Raw genomic sequence first — 16500 nt, 5'->3', positions numbered from 1 at the left:
ATTCAAGTATATGAGACTAATATAACCTGTCAATAGTAATCTGAATATTTTAACATTTATCTTGCAAGTCAAAAATGAACAATCAGAATACTGCTCTTGTTTTGCGCCATTTATTTGATAAGATTCATGATCGGAAAATTGTTTCCTTTATGTAATTCCGTAGTTACTAAATCAATAGGTTGGATTTATCTTGTGGTTAGACTAAAATACAAATGAGTAGAGCCATTAAGCTTCCTACTCTTTCTCTGTTTATACTCACAAGTAATGTAGTAGATGAGTTATATTGAACTTATTTATAAACGAAAAAAATACATAGGAGTGATATCAATGATTAGGGCCTCATTAGCAAACAATGTCATTCAAGAAGTTAGAAAACTTCTTGACGAAGATTTGATCGTTGTCGATAATAACGGCATCATTATAGCTAGTACTGACAATAGACGTATCAATACTTTTCATGAAGGTGCACTAATCTCCCATAAAAAAGGTAGTAAAATTATCATAACGGAAGAAGATCAAGAGACGTTAAAAGGTGTTCGGGCGGGAATAAATCTCCCTATTTTTTTTCAAGAACAAATCGTTGCGATCTTGGGAATTACTGGAGACCCTGAAAAGATTTCATCATACGGAGAACTAGTAAGAAAAATGACCGAATTACTAATTAAGGAGAGCTACTATTCTGAGCAATTGGAAGTACAATCGCGTGCGCTCGAAGCATTTGTGTTTGATTGGGTTCAACAAAAGGAGTGGTCACCAAGTTTTATTAATCAGGCCGAATTATTAGCGGTTGATTTATCTGTTCGTCGGCAAGTTATTATTGGACGATTTGTCCGTAATAGCGATACTTTTTTTCAAAGAGATGCTTGGAGTGATGTAATTAAAACTATTCTACATGATAGTAAAGACATCTTTGTAAGATGGGGTAATGAACGATTTGTACTTTTAAGGGCATATAAAGAAAAAGAAACTAAGCAAAGTCTTCTATTATTTATCCAACAGTTACAGAACTACTTACAAGACAAATACAATCAACGTTTTTCCTTTGGCATCGGACAAGCTGTTTCCCCCCATCATCTAAACCAGTCTTTCGAAAATGCTGAGCGTGCTCTAGCTGTAGCAATGCGAAATCAATCGATCGTTTTTGATGAAGATCTGCGATTAGAAATGTGTCTACAAGATATATCATTAAAAACAAGGAAAGATTTTGTTCACCGGACAATTGCTTCAATACTTGATGATAGTGATTTAATGAAAACAATTAAGTCATTTATTGCCCATGATCAGTCATTTAAGGAAACCGCAAAAGCACTTCCCATTCATATCAATACACTACACTATCGATTAAAAAAAATAGAAAAATTAACCGAGTTAAACCCGCGCAGTTTTCATGACATGACAACGCTCTATCTCGCCTTATTATTTTTAGATGATTAACTAAAAAAATGAAATGATAACCCTTTATTTCTGTCTGTTTAACCATAGTATATTTAATTAAACTTTCTTATAATTAATGTTAGGAATGTTGAAGGGGGATGTAAGCCTTGTTAACAAATGAGATTAAACAAAAATTGATCGATATCATTGGTCTTGAAAATTTTGATGACTCCAACGTAGGAAAACTTGTCTATTCCTATGATGCCACACCTCAGTTCCAAGCGATGCCAGATGCAGTTATTGCTCCGAGAAACAAACAAGAAGTTTCTGAGGTTGTAAAACTCTGTAATCAACATGGCATTCCAATCGTACCGCGAGGATCGGGAACGAATCTATGTGCAGGAACATGTCCTACTGAAGGAGGCATTGTCCTGTTATTTAAACATATGAACGGTATTTTAGAAATAGATGAAGAAAATTTAACCGTCACGGTTCAACCTGGTGTTATTACGTTGGATATGATTCATGCGGTTGAGGCAAAAGGTCTATTTTATCCGCCTGATCCAAGCTCTATGAAAATATCAACAATTGGTGGAAATATCAGCGAAAACTCAGGAGGCTTAAGAGGACTCAAGTATGGCGTAACTCGTGACTATGTTCTAGCTTTAGAAGTCGTCTTAGCGAATGGAGACATTATTCATACAGGTGGTAAATTGGCAAAGGATGTTGCTGGCTATGATTTAACTAGTTTATTTGTTGGCTCCGAGGGGACAATCGGGATAGTTACGGAAGCTACGTTTAAGCTCATTTCTATTCCAGAATCTAAAATGACGATGGTTGCTCATTTCCACGATTTAGAAGCTGCTGCAAAAACTGTCTCAAGCATCATTGCGAACAAAATTATTCCTACTACGCTAGAATTTTTAGATCAACCTACACTGAAGGTCGTCGAATCCTATGCGAAAATAGGCTTACCAACAGACGTAGAGGCACTACTTCTTATTGAGCAAGATGGTCCAATCGAAGTTGTAAAACGAGATATGGATAAAATGCGTAAGATTTGCAAGGAGGAACAAGGGTTTTCTGTCAGAATCGCAGACACAGAAGAAGAAGCAGATAATTTAAAAACAGCAAGAAGGTCCGCCCTTTCAGCATTGGCGCAAATAAAGCCAACAACGATACTTGAAGATGCCACCGTACCCAGATCAGAAATTGCAAAAATGGTGAAATCAATTAATGAGATTGCCCAGAAATATGATGTAGACATTTGCACTTTCGGGCATGCAGGAGATGGTAACCTTCATCCCACCTGTTTAACAGATGTTCGAAATCATGATGAAATTGAACGAGTAGAAAAAGCCTTTGAAGAAATTTTTGTAAGAGCAGTTGAATTAGGTGGAACTATCACAGGAGAGCACGGTGTCGGGGTTATGAAGGCGCCTTACCTTGAATTAAAGCTTGGATCAGCTGGTGTAGCCGCCATGCAAGCGATTAAGAATTCGCTTGATCCACATAACATTATGAATCCTGGAAAGATATTTGCTAAAGAGTCTAGAAAGCGGGTGGTGGTGACGAAATGACAACAGCACAAGAACGACAAGTCATTCAAGATCAATTCAAAGAACGTTTAGACGAAGACGATCTATTAAATTGTATGCGATGTGGTTTTTGCTTACCTAAATGTCCAACTTATATTGAATCAGGTTATCAAGAATCTCATTCCCCTAGAGGAAGAATTGCTGTGATGAAGGCTGTCGCTGATGGATTAATTGAACCTGACGAAGATGTTGAACGGTCCCTTAATATGTGTTTAGGATGCAGAGCCTGTGAACCTGTTTGTCCACCTGGTGTAAACTATGGTCACTTACTTGAAGAAACACGAGATATTATCAATCAAAATAAAAAGCACACCTTACCAATACGAGCTATTCGTAAAACCGTATTCCAGGGCCTTTTCCCGCATCAAAATCGTATGCAATCTTTAACGGGCATGCTTAACATTTACCAGCGTTCTGGGCTACAAAAAATTGTACAAAAAAGCGGCATGCTTGGATTATTACCAAACAGTTTAACCGTAATGGAAAAAGTAATTCCAAATGTTCCAAGTAAGAAGGAAATGAAAGATCGTCCTGAGTTTCTTTCGGCTAAATCCCCTCTTAAAAAGCGAGTAGCTTTCTTCTCAGGTTGTCTGATGGATACAGTATTTATGGAAACGAACAATGCAACGATGGAGCTTCTACAAATAGCTGGATGCGAGATTGTTATACCTACTACTCAAGCTTGCTGTGGTGCTCTTCATGGTCACAGTGGTGAAAAAGAGGGAGCTAAAGAGCTTGCTAAGAGAAACATCTTAGCATTTGAAGAGCTTAACGTCGATTATATTATTACAAATGCTGGAGGGTGTGGCGCTTTCCTCATTGATTATGACCATCTACTAAGAGACGAACCTGAATGGAATGAGCGTGCTAAAGCTTTTTCAACTAAATTAAAAGATGTATCAAGTATTCTCGTAGAATTAAATTTTCATAAAGAAAATCATCTGGAGTTACCAGAACAAGTTATCACTTATCAAGATTCGTGTCATTTACGAAATGTCATGAAAACATCCTCTGAACCACGACTATTGATAAAGGCTATTAATAACACAAACTATCATGAAATGAAGGATGCCGACAGTTGCTGTGGATCAGCTGGAATTTATAATATAGTAGAATCAGAAATGTCAATGAAGATACTTGACTCAAAAATGAAAGCTACTAAAGCTACAGAAGCTACAACTATTGTTACTACGAATCCCGGTTGCTTACTCCAAATGAAATTAGGCATAGAGAAAGAAGGATTAACTGACAAAGTTCGTGCCGTTCATCTTGTAGATTTACTCCTTGAAGCATATAAGGTCGCTTCTGATAAAATGAAAGTAGTAAATTACTAAGATAATGCTGACAAGTCCCTCACATGGGACTTGTCAGCAAACAATTCACGCTAATTCATGAGTTCATTAAACTTTCTTTAACATAACCAACCACATAAATGTGAGTGATTGTTTCAAATCTTTTGCTAAGTGGGAAGCCATGCCTTCGGTGACACCTTTTTTGTAGACAGCTTCCCCATCAATAATCTCCCACCCATTTTCTTCTGCTAATTGTTCAAATTCCCACGGCATCATCGTATTGCAGATGACGGATTCTCCGTAAAGTCGGTTATAACTGTTCGCTCTTGGCGCTGCTGTTGGCCCGAGTATTCCTAAGCACAAGAAGTGATCTTTTTTTAATATTCGGCGCATCTCATCTAATGCTTTTAGCGGATGTTCTGTCCATTCGATCGAATTAATCGCCATTAAACCGGAGAAGGTTTCATTTTCACACGGGAGGTCTGTTAAATCAGCTTGTAAAAACTCTATCTGCTTATTTCTCGCTTCTGCTTTTGCCGTTTCAATCATTTGTTTAGATAAGTCTATCCCCGTCACATGATACCCCGCCTGATTTAACTTATAGGACCCATATCCATCACCACAACCTAAATCTGCGATAAACCTGCCTTTAGGGATGTGCTTTTGTATAAATGGAACAATGGACTTGCGACTACCAGTTTCCCACATTCCTTTACTACTTTGATTCCAAAAGTCAGTCTTTTCATCCCAAAGATTCTTAGCTTGTTTATGCCAATCAAATGAACTCATTTTCTCACACTCCTTCGAAAATGAAGAATAATACTTCCAGTTAGCTTATTTCACATTTTAAATTTTAGTTTTGGATGTGATAACTGTTTGCTGTCTTGAATCACTTTTTCTGTTAAATCTTCATCACTTCTCAACATTTCATCAACTGTCACACCAAATAAATCACTGAGTTTAATTATTATTTCAATGCTTGGATAACTTTGACCATTTTCCCATTTGGAAACAGCTTGACGACTTACAAATAGTTCTTTTGCTAATTTCTCCTGTGACCATTCTAATTTTTATCTTTCACTTTTTAACTTCTCAGCAAATATCATTTATAATGAACACCTCATATTTTTTCTCTTACAGTAATAATTATTGAACAATTTTATACTAAAAGTAAAGCTCCTTGTAGTTGCACTGCACCGCAACCTCCAGTTGACATCTAATTTATAGCAATCTTTATAATTAAAATACTGCCCCCAGTGTAAAGAAAAAACACCTTCTCATGCAGCATACTCTCTGCTCATACAATTGTATGGACTTAGAGATAAAGAGCACAATAAGGTGTTTAGCTGTTTTTCTATTAAATTAGTAATCTTTTATGAATAATTTTTCGTTTAATGAGCAATCATTTCATGCACAATATCATCAGCATCCATGCTTGAAGGATAATACGTCGGCCAGTTTGTAACTTCTTCTAGCAGTTCATCACGGTCATCTCCCCAATAAAGGTGGAAATGGTGTGCTTTTGTAGGATATATAGAATGATCACTGAATTGAATATACTTTGGCATATCTTCGGATTCATCCGTACGTTCAAAGATAAATCTTACCCCTCTGTTTCCTTTTTCATATTCAAGAATTTCATATCCGTCATATGTATATTCGCTAGTAGATTCGTCACCATCTTCATAGAAAGTAAAAGTATCGTCCTCAATCACTATTCTCTCGACGTTTGTTTCATACCCCACTTTGTAATACTCTTCGTATTCCTCAGCAGTCATTTCTTCACTCTCTGCAGCTTTGTCGACAAATACTTCCTCTAAGTCACCACTTAACAAGTAAGGATATACCGATTGCCAATCGCCTTCCCAATCAGATAATGGACGGTCTTCAATCTGATCATCTTCAAAGTATCCGTCATAAATTTGTGACGTCTCATCATCATGGTCATGTGAATGATCGTGGTTATGATCATGGTTGTTGTCGTTGTTGTTATGCTCGTTATCATGATCGTGGTTATGATCATTGTTATCATGATCATGATTATCTTCATTTGACTCATTTAGTGACTGATTTTCTTCCTCATCAGTATTTTCAACTGCTTCGTTTGAGGTGGAATTATTATTCTCTACCTCCGCTTCTTCTTCATTATTCGTTCCGCATCCCACCGTAACAAAAATAGCAAGAGCTAACACACTCAATTTTTTAACCTGTGAAACTACCATACTAAATACACTCCTTTTTAAATCGTAATTATTACGTTTTGAATTATACCCATTTAACATCAGTGCGTCAAGCTATTTCACAAAAGTATTTTAGAAAGAAGAAATTTTTGGTGTGAAAGATTAAAGAGAAGGCGCTTACACAACTTCCGAGTTTCTTCTCTTCCTACTTTTAATACTTGATCAATAGATTCTTGAGTAAGAAGGGTTACAAAAGGCATTCTGTTGTTGTAATAGTATCTTCGTTCAGGTCAGTTTATCTGTAATCAAATGTTAGTTGTTAATTTACAACCGCTCTAAAGGAAAGATGAATCGTTTTTTCACAATAATCAAAGTACATCAAAACATCCAGGAAATTCTTCAAACAAATACACAAATAAAACGACAATGAGTGGAAGGCTGCCCATTGCGCCTTTAATCATTGTCGTTTTATTCATCTCATTGGTCACGAATACTCCAGTAACTATATGTCTACCTCAAAAAATTAATTCAGTCTTTTAAAACGTGAAACAAGAATATTCGAGAAGTGACTGGCATACTAATTAATCCACTTTAAAAATCGCTCAATTTTTCGTCGACTTAATTTCCCTCCAGAAAAACGTTCAATCTGTCTAAATGGCATATTTAATACGATAAAAACATTATTTGCTGCTAAAGGTTTATTCAACTTTTCTAATATTTTTTTGCTCAGCATTACTAGATTATAAACTAACTTACCTACCCAATTCTTATACTTTGCTTGAGCAATCGTATCATTCATTCCTAAGTCCTTCTGTTTATCCCAAAAAGGAGAAGGTGGTTCATAGCCTAATAAGTTGTGGAACTCTTGATCAGAAACGTCATGAACTTTCCCGTTGAAATAATTTGGGTATTTTTCCTTTGTGTAAACTAAAGGTTGCTCTTCCGACGTCATTTTCACTAGCGATTGTAAGTGAATATTTTCAATGGAACTCCCCACCTGAATCTCATATTCTCCAGGTTCAACTTCCCACGCTTTATTAGCAGTATGATAATATGCAAAGTCTTTTTCTTCTAAATTAATCGTCACTTTTTTCGTTTCATTAGGTCCTAAGTATATTTTTTCAAATCCTTTAAGTTCTCGCTTAGCTCTAAAAATTTGTGAATTTTTTTTCTTAATGTAAAGTTGGGCAACTTCTTCACCAGCAACTTCGCCTATATTTTTAAGAGTAAAACTAACTTCCAGGTCATCTATCTCTATATCTGAATAAGCAAACTTTGTGTACGACAAACCATAGCCGAAGGGATATAAAACAGGAACATTAGCAGTATCAAAATAGCGATAGCCAACAAAAATTCCTTCCCGATGCTCTGAAGTAGCTTCTTTACCAGGAAAGTACGGTGCAGATGAAACATCCTCATACTTTAATGGGAAGGTTTCACTTAACTTTCCACTAGGATTATAGTCACCTAGTAATATGCTCTTGATTGCTTCTGCACTCCCTTGACCCGATAGATATGAATGGAGAATTCCCTTCACTTGTTGCTCAAAAGGTATTTCTATTGCTCCACCACCCGATAATATCACTACTATATTAGGATTCACTTTCTGTATTTTTTTCAGTAGTGTCAATTGATTTTCAGGAAGCTTCAAATCTTTTCTGTCGATACCTTCCGCTTCACTACTCTCGTCTAAACCTAAGAATAAAAGAATCTTATCCGCCTTATGAGCTAGAGAAACGGCCTCATTAAGCAGTTTATTGCTTCTTCCTCCTTTTCTTATGAATCCTTTCGCGTAGCCTACTAAATTCAACGATGTCTTGTTCAATACATCTACAGCATTCGTTAATTTCGCAGGGTTAATTAGCGAACTCCCAGCTCCTTGATAGCGAGGGATTTCCGCAAAATCTCCAATAATAGCTATTTTACGAGATAAATCAATTGGCAAAATCTTATCCTCGTTTTTTAGCATAACAATGGAACGTTGCGCTGCGTCTATCGCAAATTCATGTTGTTCATCAAAATCTACATTTGTAGTTTCTCCTTCTTGTTTTGTTGAAAAAATCAAGTCGAGTACTCGGTTAACAGCATCATCTAAAACATCTTCTGGTAAATGGTTCGTTTTAATCGCTTCGACTATTTCTCCATCTGTGATCCCATTTGTAGAAGGCATTTCAAGTTGATTTCCCGCTTTAAGCCCTGCTACCCGCTCATTATTTCCTCCCCAGTCAGTAACGGCTACTCCATCAAATTTCCATTCGTCATATAAGATATCGTTCATTATATGTTGATTTTCGTTTGCGTAAGTACCGTTCACTTTGTTATAAGAAGTCATGATTGTTTTAGGCTCACTACTTTCCACGACTTTTCGAAAGGCCTCTAAATAAATTTCCCTTAAAGAGCGTTCATCGACAATTTCATCAATCGTCATCCGCATATGTTCTTGACTATTTACAGCAAAGTGTTTTGGACATGCAGAAATTCCTTGAGATTGAATTCCCTTCACCATTTCAGATGCTAGTTCTCCAGTTAAATAAGGATCTTCTGAAAAGTATTCAAAATTACGCCCACACAAAGGATTTCGCTTTATGTTTAAGCCAGGACCTAAAAGAACACTGACGTTTTCACTAGCCGCCTCTTTTCCAATATGACTGCCTACATCATAAATTAATTTCTTATCCCAACTATTAGCTAAAGTTGCCGCTGTCGGAAAACAAGTGGCAGGTAAACTTTTATTTAAACCAATATGATCAGCTTTCCCACCTTGCTTTCTCAAACCATGCGGACCATCCGTTAACATAATCGATGGAATGTCTAACCGCTCAATCGATTTCGTATTCCAAAAATTCCCTCCTGACATTAGTGAAGCTTTCTCCTCTAATGTCATTTTTTCTATTAGCTGCTTGTATTTCATCGTGATTCACCTTTTCATTATTTCATCCCACTGCGATGAATTATTTTTTTACCTTCAAATGAAAACTGAATGGAACATGCGAATGAGGAAGAACGATCTGGAATTTGGTCGCTGTTGTAAATACAATATCATGCGGTAACTTTTCTATTCTAGATTATTCCATATGTATATGACTATATCATTCTCCCTATAAATTTTCCTATGAATTATGTGAAAAAGATAATTAAAATTGCTAGAGTCCGTAAAATTCATAAATATAAAAAGCCCCACTGATTATAGAAAAGCTTAAGATCAGAAGGGATTTTAAATAATGAAAGTACCAATAATCGTGAAACAAGATTATTCAGGAAGTGACACCAGGCATCATCAACGCATGTAAAGATCTACTTATTGGTAACTTCGCTCTTTTGTGATATGTGATTGTGTACTTATATATTCTACAGGTTCCATCGATCCTCCCTCATATTTTAAAGCATTTTTCTCTGCCTGTTCATCTCTATAACTGACCCATTCTCGTTGTTCTTCTCTTAATTTATCCATTTCTTCCTCACCTAATTGATTTTCCAGAACCGCGTATATTTCATTTAGGATATTATCCCACCTCGCTAAGATTTCTCCTTGGGCCACTTTTAGGTCTAATAAGTTCCCATTTTCAGTTACTTCTTCTAATTCAGTGAAACTCTCTTTCATATCTGTTTCTATCTCCACTTTTTCAGCTATTTTTTCTGCTTTGCTATTTTGTTCTGAAATATAAGTTGTTCCTTGATTACAACCAACTAAACACAAAGCTATTAGGAAGGTTACTACTAATTTACTCATCGTTCCCCTCCAATATTAGTATCTTAATCAGCCTAAACGACAACATTTGCATACTCGACTTGCTCAATGGAAGCCTGCTGAAAATTATATTTGCGCTCTATAAATACTTGATGCCAAATCATAAATATTAAGATTGTCCAGATCCTGCGACTATTATCTTTCACCCCACGTTGATGGTCAGAAAGAAGAGATATAACATAGTTTTTCTCAAACAAATGATCCGTATGGCTTTCAATGATCAATTGGTATGCCCAATCAAATAGCTCGTTTTTTAACCAATGTCTAATAGGAACAGGAAATCCTAGCTTTCTCCTGTTAAAAACAGACTGAGGAACAATTCCTTCCATCGCTTTTCTTAAAATATATTTCGTTTGACTACTCGTAACCGTTAGAGACGGGTTAAGTTGAGAAGCTACTCTGTACACTTCTTTATCCAAAAATGGGACACGCAACTCTAAAGATTGAGCCATTGTCATCCTATCTGCCTTTACAAGAATGTCTCCACGCAGCCAAGTATGTAGATCAATGAACTGCATCTTTTGAACATTTTGTAAGTGATCAATACTTTGATAATAATCTTTCGTCACATTTTGATACTCCCACTCAGAGTGATAGTTTCTTAAAAGCTGCTTTTTCTCTGCTTCAGTAAATATTTTGGCATTTCCAATATAACGATTTTCAAGATTGGTAGTTCCTCTTTCTATATAGCTTTTACCTTTGGTCCCTTCTGGTAACCAACTCGCAATCATATTCCATTGTTTTTTTAGATTATTCGGAAAATATTTAAAATGCCTTAATGAATGTGGTTCGTGATAGATGTTATATCCACCAAACAGTTCGTCTGCACCTTCACCTGATAGGACGACTTTTACATGCTTTCTAGCTTCTCGTGCTATAAAGTACAAGGGTATTAAAGAAGGATCTGCTAAAGGCTCATCCAAATGCCAGACAATTTTAGGAAGCTCATTTATAAATTCTTCTGGATTCACTACATAATTCGTATTCTCTACACCTAGTTCATACGCTGTTTCTTGAGCCAATTGAATTTCACTAAATCCTTCTCTTTCAAAACCAACTGTAAATGTCTTGATAGCTGGCTTTACTTCTTTTGCTAATGCCACGATACTTGTAGAGTCGATCCCGCCAGATAAGAATGCTCCAACAGGAACATCACTACGTAGATGCATATTGACGGAATCTCTTAAAACATCTTGAATTTTCTTCACTTCTTGGTCAAATGGTTTATTAATCGGACAGAAAGTTGGCTTAAAATAGGATTGTATCTTCATTGGGAATCCTCGTTTTTTTGTGAAAAAACTTCCGGGAGGTAACCTTTTAATTTCTTTCGTTAGTGTACTTGGTTCAGGAACATATTGATACGTCAGATAATGATGTAAAGGTTCTAAATCAACTGCATTCTCTCCTTTTAATGCCAAGAGAATACTTTTCTTTTCAGAGCTGCAATAAAGATCTTCCTTTGTCTCATAGTAGAAAAATGGTTTAATCCCAAAATGATCTCTAGCACCAAATAGTTCTTTGTTTTGTATATCCCAGATGATAAAGCTGAACATGCCTCGTAATTTATTGACAACAGCTTCACCTATTTGACTATACAAAGCCACAATAACCTCCGTGTCTGAATCTGTACGGAATGAGTAGCCACGCTTCTCCAAATCATCTTTTAATTCCAAATAATTATAAATTTCACCATTAAATGTGATCCAGTATCTATTATCATAAGATAATGGCTGTTGACCACTTTCCACATCGATAATACTCAACCTTCTAAATCCTAAGTGAATATCCTCATCATAATAATAACCGACATCGTCTGGCCCTCGATGCGTGATCATTGTAGTCATGTCTATTAATTTTTCTTTATTTTCTTGAGAGTGCAATTTAAGACTCGTACTCATGTAACCAATAAAACCGCACATAATTTCGCCTTCTTCCCTAGTTTTATCTATTATTAAATGGATAACTGATCATTCAACTACTAATGATTTTTGTTCACGGTCAGTAAGTCTTTCCGCTACCTTTAGAAATTCCTTCTGTTAAAAACGTTGAATAGATTTCCAGAAATTATATTTCTTCAAAACTAGTGTAGTACCAACCTTTAGGGATTAATACTGCTCCGACTTCGGATATACCATCTTCGTTTTATCTTTGTTAAACAGAGGATAATTTCCCCACAATTATTGATCATATTCATTGCTCCTATCAACTAATCTATTGTTTAAGAAAAACACGCAGAGTCTATTTTTAATACAGCGAAAGCTATGACTCCTGCGAAAAGCGCCCAGCTAGACGGATTTGAGTCCTACTATTCTATAAGACCACTCTATCTTTGTGGTATAACATCATTATATAAGCCTTTAGTAAATAAGTAGTTACAAATCAGTTGCATTGTTCGTTATAACGAAACTAGTATTGAGTTAATTATAATTGAAGATTCTTCCTAGTCAATATATTTTTTGAAATTTATTTACGACATAATAAAATCCTTCATATTGAATAGGCTCAGGTGGTTTCCCTGTCCAAATCCAACATAAAGGACTCACATATTTCTATGAATATACTACTTTCATCATTTGAAAAATTGCTTTATCTATAACTCTAAGTGAAACAAGTTGTTTCGAGAAGTGACTGTAGCACCAGAACATCCGCCAACCAAACACGGCATTGGTAAAGGAAAATTAACTTTAAAGGAGTCTGCATTCCTATAATTATTCCTCTATTTTCCCTACCTTAATTAATCGAGCTTTGATTGAAGTGTTTGTTCTTTTGTGTAGCGACGCCAGTTCTTTAATGGTTTTGCCGTTATCAAAGGCATTAATAAGTAATTCTTCCTCTTGTTCATTCCATCCTTTTCCTGCATTTTCAGGAAGTTTTTTTGCCGTTTATCCCTTATATCTATTAATTTTAATCCTTCCACCGCTAAAAATAACGATCTTACAGTATCTGGATTTTGGTATGTGCTTTCTTGAGGAAATACTTCTCCTGTCTGCGGGTCAATACCATCTGCTAAAAGAGAGATAATTTCTATTGCTTTTTTAATTTCCATATATAATTTTCCTTCCTTTCGATAAGTCTAGAGAATGGCCCCTTTATATTTTAATAATATCTAATGGGTTAAATAATAAGATTTGTTTGAGAAACGGTGGTTACCTATGAGGTTGAATAGTTGATGTAGATGCGGTGAGTGCAGTTTTACCAGGAGCATTGATACAATAAATAGTGGGTTTCAAAATTGAAGTTATCCAAGAGGTTTTCTAATAGTGATTTCGTATCTTCAATCTGCCAATAATAGAAGTCATCATACCCGTAGCGACCAAAGTAACTTCCAGGCCTTGTTGGTAATGAGTCTTGGGGATTATTTCTGTTTGTAAAAACCTTCAGACACAAGTTATAAAGATCTTGCAAGTGGTTTTTTGTAACAATTTCAGTAAAACAAGGGTCATCTTCTCCATTACGAATGTTTTCAACAAACCAATGGTGAATCTGATTTGCTTTTCGCCAGTAGGCTATTTCTTCCATCAGACTGTCCCATGACATACCGAATTCTTCAAAGTGTTTAATGTGTGGTTTCACTTTTTCGTAGGTTTCATTTTGTGCTTCTTCTAGTTGTCTTAAACGTGCGTTAGCTGATTGAATTTCATCATATTCCATCCCTTCGATTTTGGGCAAGGAAAATAAATACATATCTAATCCCATTCGCAACTCTCCTCTTTTAATTTTTTGCATTCAATTATCATGCAAAATAATTCTATCATAATTGATCCCACTCTCATCATCTGATATGTTACAAAAATAGTAATTTTTTGACAAAATGATATTAGTATAAAATTACAGATGAAACAAATCGCACTCTGTCACGATAAATCAATTTTAATCATTTTATATAGCTATTTATCCGTTTCTAGTATTTAATATATTTAGAAGGCAAAATTTCAGTTGTTCCCGTCTTTGTTTGTACATACATTAATAGTGAACGGAGGCAGTTTATTCAATGGATTATACTCTTTTACTTATCCCACTAATTATTGTCATTGGCTTAATCTTGTACTTTTTAATTAAACTACTAAAAAAGCTTTAAACTCTTTATATAACTTTGCGAAAACGCTTGAATCACTTTTGATCCCTCAGCTATTATAGTATCCATTCATTAAATTGGACATGAAAATCCTTTATGATGAATAGACAGATGGTTTTCTGTCCAAATCCAAAATAAAGGACCTCATTATCGAATACTATATATTTCTTAAAAAAATACTCTTTTACATTTCCTGCATTCCAGAAAAATTTCGAGAGGCGTGAAATATTCTGTGAAACATCATTATTCGTGAAGTGACAGGCTGGCTTTTTTCTTCTTTAACAGTTCCTGAAATTCTTCTTCCAGCTTTGCCGACGGTTCAATGCTGAGTCGGCCAAGCACTTCTGCAATTTTTGTTTCGAGAATCAAAAGGTCATCTTTTTCAGAATCAATTTCGACAGCCTGATCCTCTGCTTTTTTATACGCTTCATACGTTCCATCGAAAAGTTCGATTTCTTCGTCTTTGATCGTTAATATACGTGTCGCAACATGCTCGATAAAGCGTCGGTCATGGGAAACAAAGATGACGCTTCCCTCATATTCCTTCAGTAAGGATTCGAGTGCTTCTAAAGCATTTAGATCAAGAAAGTTTGTCGGTTCATCTAAGATTAGCGTATTGATGTCACTTAAGAACAGCTTTGACAGAGCAACCTTCACACGCTCCCCACCGCTTAAAACGCTCACCTGCTTATGAACATCCTCTCTGAAAAAATGCATACGCGCAAGAACGGTACGGATGAATGTTTCATTTTGTTTCGACGACTCCTGAACATTTTCCAATATTGTCTTCTCAGAATCGATGATTAATAAGTTTTGACTAAAATAACCTATTTTCACGGAAGGAGATAGCTTGAATCCATGCTCTTCTGCAATAATTTTTTTCACAAGTGTTGTTTTTCCGCTCCCATTTGCACCTGTGATCGCAAGCTTCTCTCCACCTCGGATATTGAAACTTGTTTCTCTCCACAGAAGACGGTCAGCTATTTCTGCTTTTGATTCCTCCACTCTAATAATGACACGGTTCTTGAATGTTTCTGCATTCGGAAGATTCATCTTCAATGGTGGCTGTTCCTTCACTTTTTCTACCTTTTCAAGTTTTTCAAGTCTCGTCTCAATCGCCATCGCTGTTTTCTGAAGTTTCTTTTGTTTTTTGGCAAAATAGGGCTTTGCCCCTGTAATGCTTGCCTCTGATCTGCTAAGATTAGCCGGTTTTTTCGTTGCTCGATCTGCCTTTTTCTCCTTTGCTTTCAAGGCTGCCTCCAGTTGCTTTTTCTTCCTCTCATATTTCTCATATTCGGATTGCTGTTGCTGGTTCTCAGCTTTCTTTTGCGATGCATAAGCACTGTAATTCCCGCTATATAACGTGACTTTCCCCTCTTCAATCTCCCAAATATCTGTGCAAAGCGTATCGAGAAAAGCACGATCATGTGAAACGAGAATGAAGGCTCCCTGCCAAGCACGGAGCTTCTTCTCGAGCCATTCGACATGTTCGGTGTCAAGATTGGTCGTTGGTTCGTCGGCAAGCAGGAGTGCTGGGTCTTTTAAGAGTATCTGTAAAATGTATTCCTGTGTGATTTCCCCACCGCTTTTAGTCGTGTCAGTTCTTTTCAGCTGTGGTAAGAGCTCACATTGAGCATGCTCGGTAATGGTTCCTTCGTCAGATGCAATCTTTTTTGCAAGTATTTGTAGAAGCGTTGTTTTGCCGCTTCCGTTTCGCCCAACGAGTCCAATCCGATGGTTTTTATGAATCTGCAGCTGTTCGATGTCAAGTAGCAAACGGTCTTGCACGGAGTGTTTGAGGTTGTGTGCTTCTAGTAATATCATCGTATCATCTCCTATATTTAAGTGGTGGAGACGCAAAAAAGCCTCCCGGATTCTAATTTAGAATAGGAGGCATAAATCGATTGGCATGTCCTGAAAGAAGCACAGGTACCTTTGTTGAGCCCTTAGCAAAGAGTTTTGTAGACTCAATGAAGATCTCGGCACTGAAACTTTAATGAGATTACTTCTTCAGATCCAACTATAAAAGCCAATCCTATTCTGAAAAATACCAATCGAAGGCAGGCAAAAGAAAGCATCACTTTCCTGCTGTTTTTAAAACCTTCCATTGTTTATTTTCGAAAAATAGGATTAGTTCTTCATTAAGTTGGGTCACCCTTTCGCTATGTAATTAATTAATGCTACTATAATTCATCGTATAGAAAAAGTCAATTGATATTTTGGAATTTTTTCC

At 36.2% G+C, this 16500-nt stretch carries 11 protein-coding genes and 1 pseudogene; 3 read left to right on the top strand and 9 right to left on the bottom strand.

What is annotated here, in order from left to right; all coding sequences use genetic code 11:
* Positions 1-327 precede the first annotated feature (327 nt).
* The 3 genes from ACM26V_RS04925 (at position 328) to ACM26V_RS04915 (ending at position 4306) form a co-directional block, all read left to right on the top strand.
* A complete protein-coding gene (locus ACM26V_RS04925; protein WP_416150327.1) occupies positions 328-1434 on the top strand; it encodes a CdaR family transcriptional regulator in 1107 nt (368 codons plus the stop codon).
* Between the two features lie 107 nt (positions 1435-1541).
* The gene (gene glcD, locus ACM26V_RS04920) at positions 1542-2954 is read left to right on the top strand and encodes a glycolate oxidase subunit GlcD (RefSeq protein WP_416150326.1); all 1413 of its coding nucleotides are present in this window, start codon (positions 1542-1544) and stop codon (positions 2952-2954) included.
* Positions 2951-4306: a (Fe-S)-binding protein gene (locus ACM26V_RS04915; RefSeq protein WP_416150325.1), complete on the top strand. Its 1356-nt coding sequence runs from the start codon at positions 2951-2953 to the stop codon at positions 4304-4306. The genes glcD and ACM26V_RS04915 overlap by 4 nt, the downstream gene beginning before the upstream one ends.
* A gap of 66 nt (positions 4307-4372) precedes the next feature.
* Here ACM26V_RS04915 and ACM26V_RS04910 read toward each other — a convergent pair whose 3' ends face one another.
* The 9 genes and pseudogenes from ACM26V_RS04910 to ACM26V_RS04870 all read right to left on the bottom strand — a co-directional run bounded on the left by ACM26V_RS04910 (position 4373) and on the right by ACM26V_RS04870 (position 16091).
* Positions 4373-5053: a class I SAM-dependent methyltransferase gene (locus ACM26V_RS04910; protein WP_416150324.1), complete on the bottom strand. Its 681-nt coding sequence runs from the start codon at positions 5051-5053 to the stop codon at positions 4373-4375.
* A 62-nt stretch (positions 5054-5115) separates the two neighbouring features.
* Positions 5116-5370, bottom strand: a pseudogene (locus ACM26V_RS04905) (helix-turn-helix transcriptional regulator); the annotation flags it as partial.
* 285 nt (positions 5371-5655) lie between these two features.
* Entirely contained in the window at positions 5656-6486 is an 831-nt protein-coding gene (locus ACM26V_RS04900) for a ZinT family metal-binding protein (RefSeq protein ID WP_416150323.1), read from the bottom strand.
* A gap of 535 nt (positions 6487-7021) precedes the next feature.
* The gene (locus ACM26V_RS04895) at positions 7022-9355 is read right to left on the bottom strand and encodes a beta-glucosidase (RefSeq protein WP_416150322.1); all 2334 of its coding nucleotides are present in this window, start codon (positions 9353-9355) and stop codon (positions 7022-7024) included.
* Positions 9356-9742: 387 nt separating this feature from the next.
* Positions 9743-10174 carry a lysozyme inhibitor LprI family protein gene (locus ACM26V_RS04890; RefSeq protein WP_416150321.1) on the bottom strand — a complete coding sequence of 144 codons (432 nt, stop codon included), beginning with the start codon at positions 10172-10174 and terminating at the stop codon, positions 9743-9745.
* A gap of 32 nt (positions 10175-10206) precedes the next feature.
* Positions 10207-12111 (bottom strand): asparagine synthase (glutamine-hydrolyzing), encoded by a 1905-nt coding sequence (gene asnB, locus ACM26V_RS04885; protein WP_416150320.1) that lies wholly within the window; start codon positions 12109-12111, stop codon positions 10207-10209.
* Between the two features lie 815 nt (positions 12112-12926).
* Positions 12927-13238, bottom strand: a complete 312-nt coding sequence (locus ACM26V_RS04880) for a hypothetical protein (protein ID WP_416150319.1) — start codon at positions 13236-13238, stop codon at positions 12927-12929.
* A gap of 146 nt (positions 13239-13384) precedes the next feature.
* Positions 13385-13918 (bottom strand): hypothetical protein, encoded by a 534-nt coding sequence (locus ACM26V_RS04875; RefSeq protein WP_416150318.1) that lies wholly within the window; start codon positions 13916-13918, stop codon positions 13385-13387.
* A gap of 592 nt (positions 13919-14510) precedes the next feature.
* A complete protein-coding gene (locus tag ACM26V_RS04870) occupies positions 14511-16091 on the bottom strand; it encodes a Vga family ABC-F type ribosomal protection protein (protein ID WP_416150317.1) in 1581 nt (526 codons plus the stop codon).
* Positions 16092-16500: the final 409 nt, after the last annotated feature.

Source organism: Salipaludibacillus sp. HK11, from assembly GCF_047795645.1.
GTDB lineage: Bacteria > Bacillota > Bacilli > Bacillales > Salisediminibacteriaceae > Salipaludibacillus.
This window is presented reverse-complemented; position numbering and strand designations above follow the sequence as displayed.

Bases quoted from the DNA above. Each gene is read 5' to 3' on its own strand.
- ACM26V_RS04890 (WP_416150321.1), bottom strand. From the start codon at position 10,174: ATGAGTAAATTAGTAGTAACCTTCCTAATAGCTTTGTGTTTAGTTGGT.
- ACM26V_RS04900 (WP_416150323.1), bottom strand. From the start codon at position 6,486: ATGGTAGTTTCACAGGTTAAAAAATTGAGTGTGTTAGCTCTTGCTATT.
- ACM26V_RS04925 (WP_416150327.1), top strand. From the start codon at position 328: ATGATTAGGGCCTCATTAGCAAACAATGTCATTCAAGAAGTTAGAAAA.
- ACM26V_RS04895 (WP_416150322.1), bottom strand. From the start codon at position 9,355: ATGAAATACAAGCAGCTAATAGAAAAAATGACATTAGAGGAGAAAGCT.
- ACM26V_RS04875 (WP_416150318.1), bottom strand. From the start codon at position 13,918: ATGCAAAAAATTAAAAGAGGAGAGTTGCGAATGGGATTAGATATGTAT.
- asnB (WP_416150320.1), bottom strand. From the start codon at position 12,111: ATGTGCGGTTTTATTGGTTACATGAGTACGAGTCTTAAATTGCACTCT.
- ACM26V_RS04915 (WP_416150325.1), top strand. From the start codon at position 2,951: ATGACAACAGCACAAGAACGACAAGTCATTCAAGATCAATTCAAAGAA.
- ACM26V_RS04910 (WP_416150324.1), bottom strand. From the start codon at position 5,053: ATGAGTTCATTTGATTGGCATAAACAAGCTAAGAATCTTTGGGATGAA.
- ACM26V_RS04880 (WP_416150319.1), bottom strand. From the start codon at position 13,238: ATGGAAATTAAAAAAGCAATAGAAATTATCTCTCTTTTAGCAGATGGT.
- ACM26V_RS04870 (WP_416150317.1), bottom strand. From the start codon at position 16,091: ATGATATTACTAGAAGCACACAACCTCAAACACTCCGTGCAAGACCGT.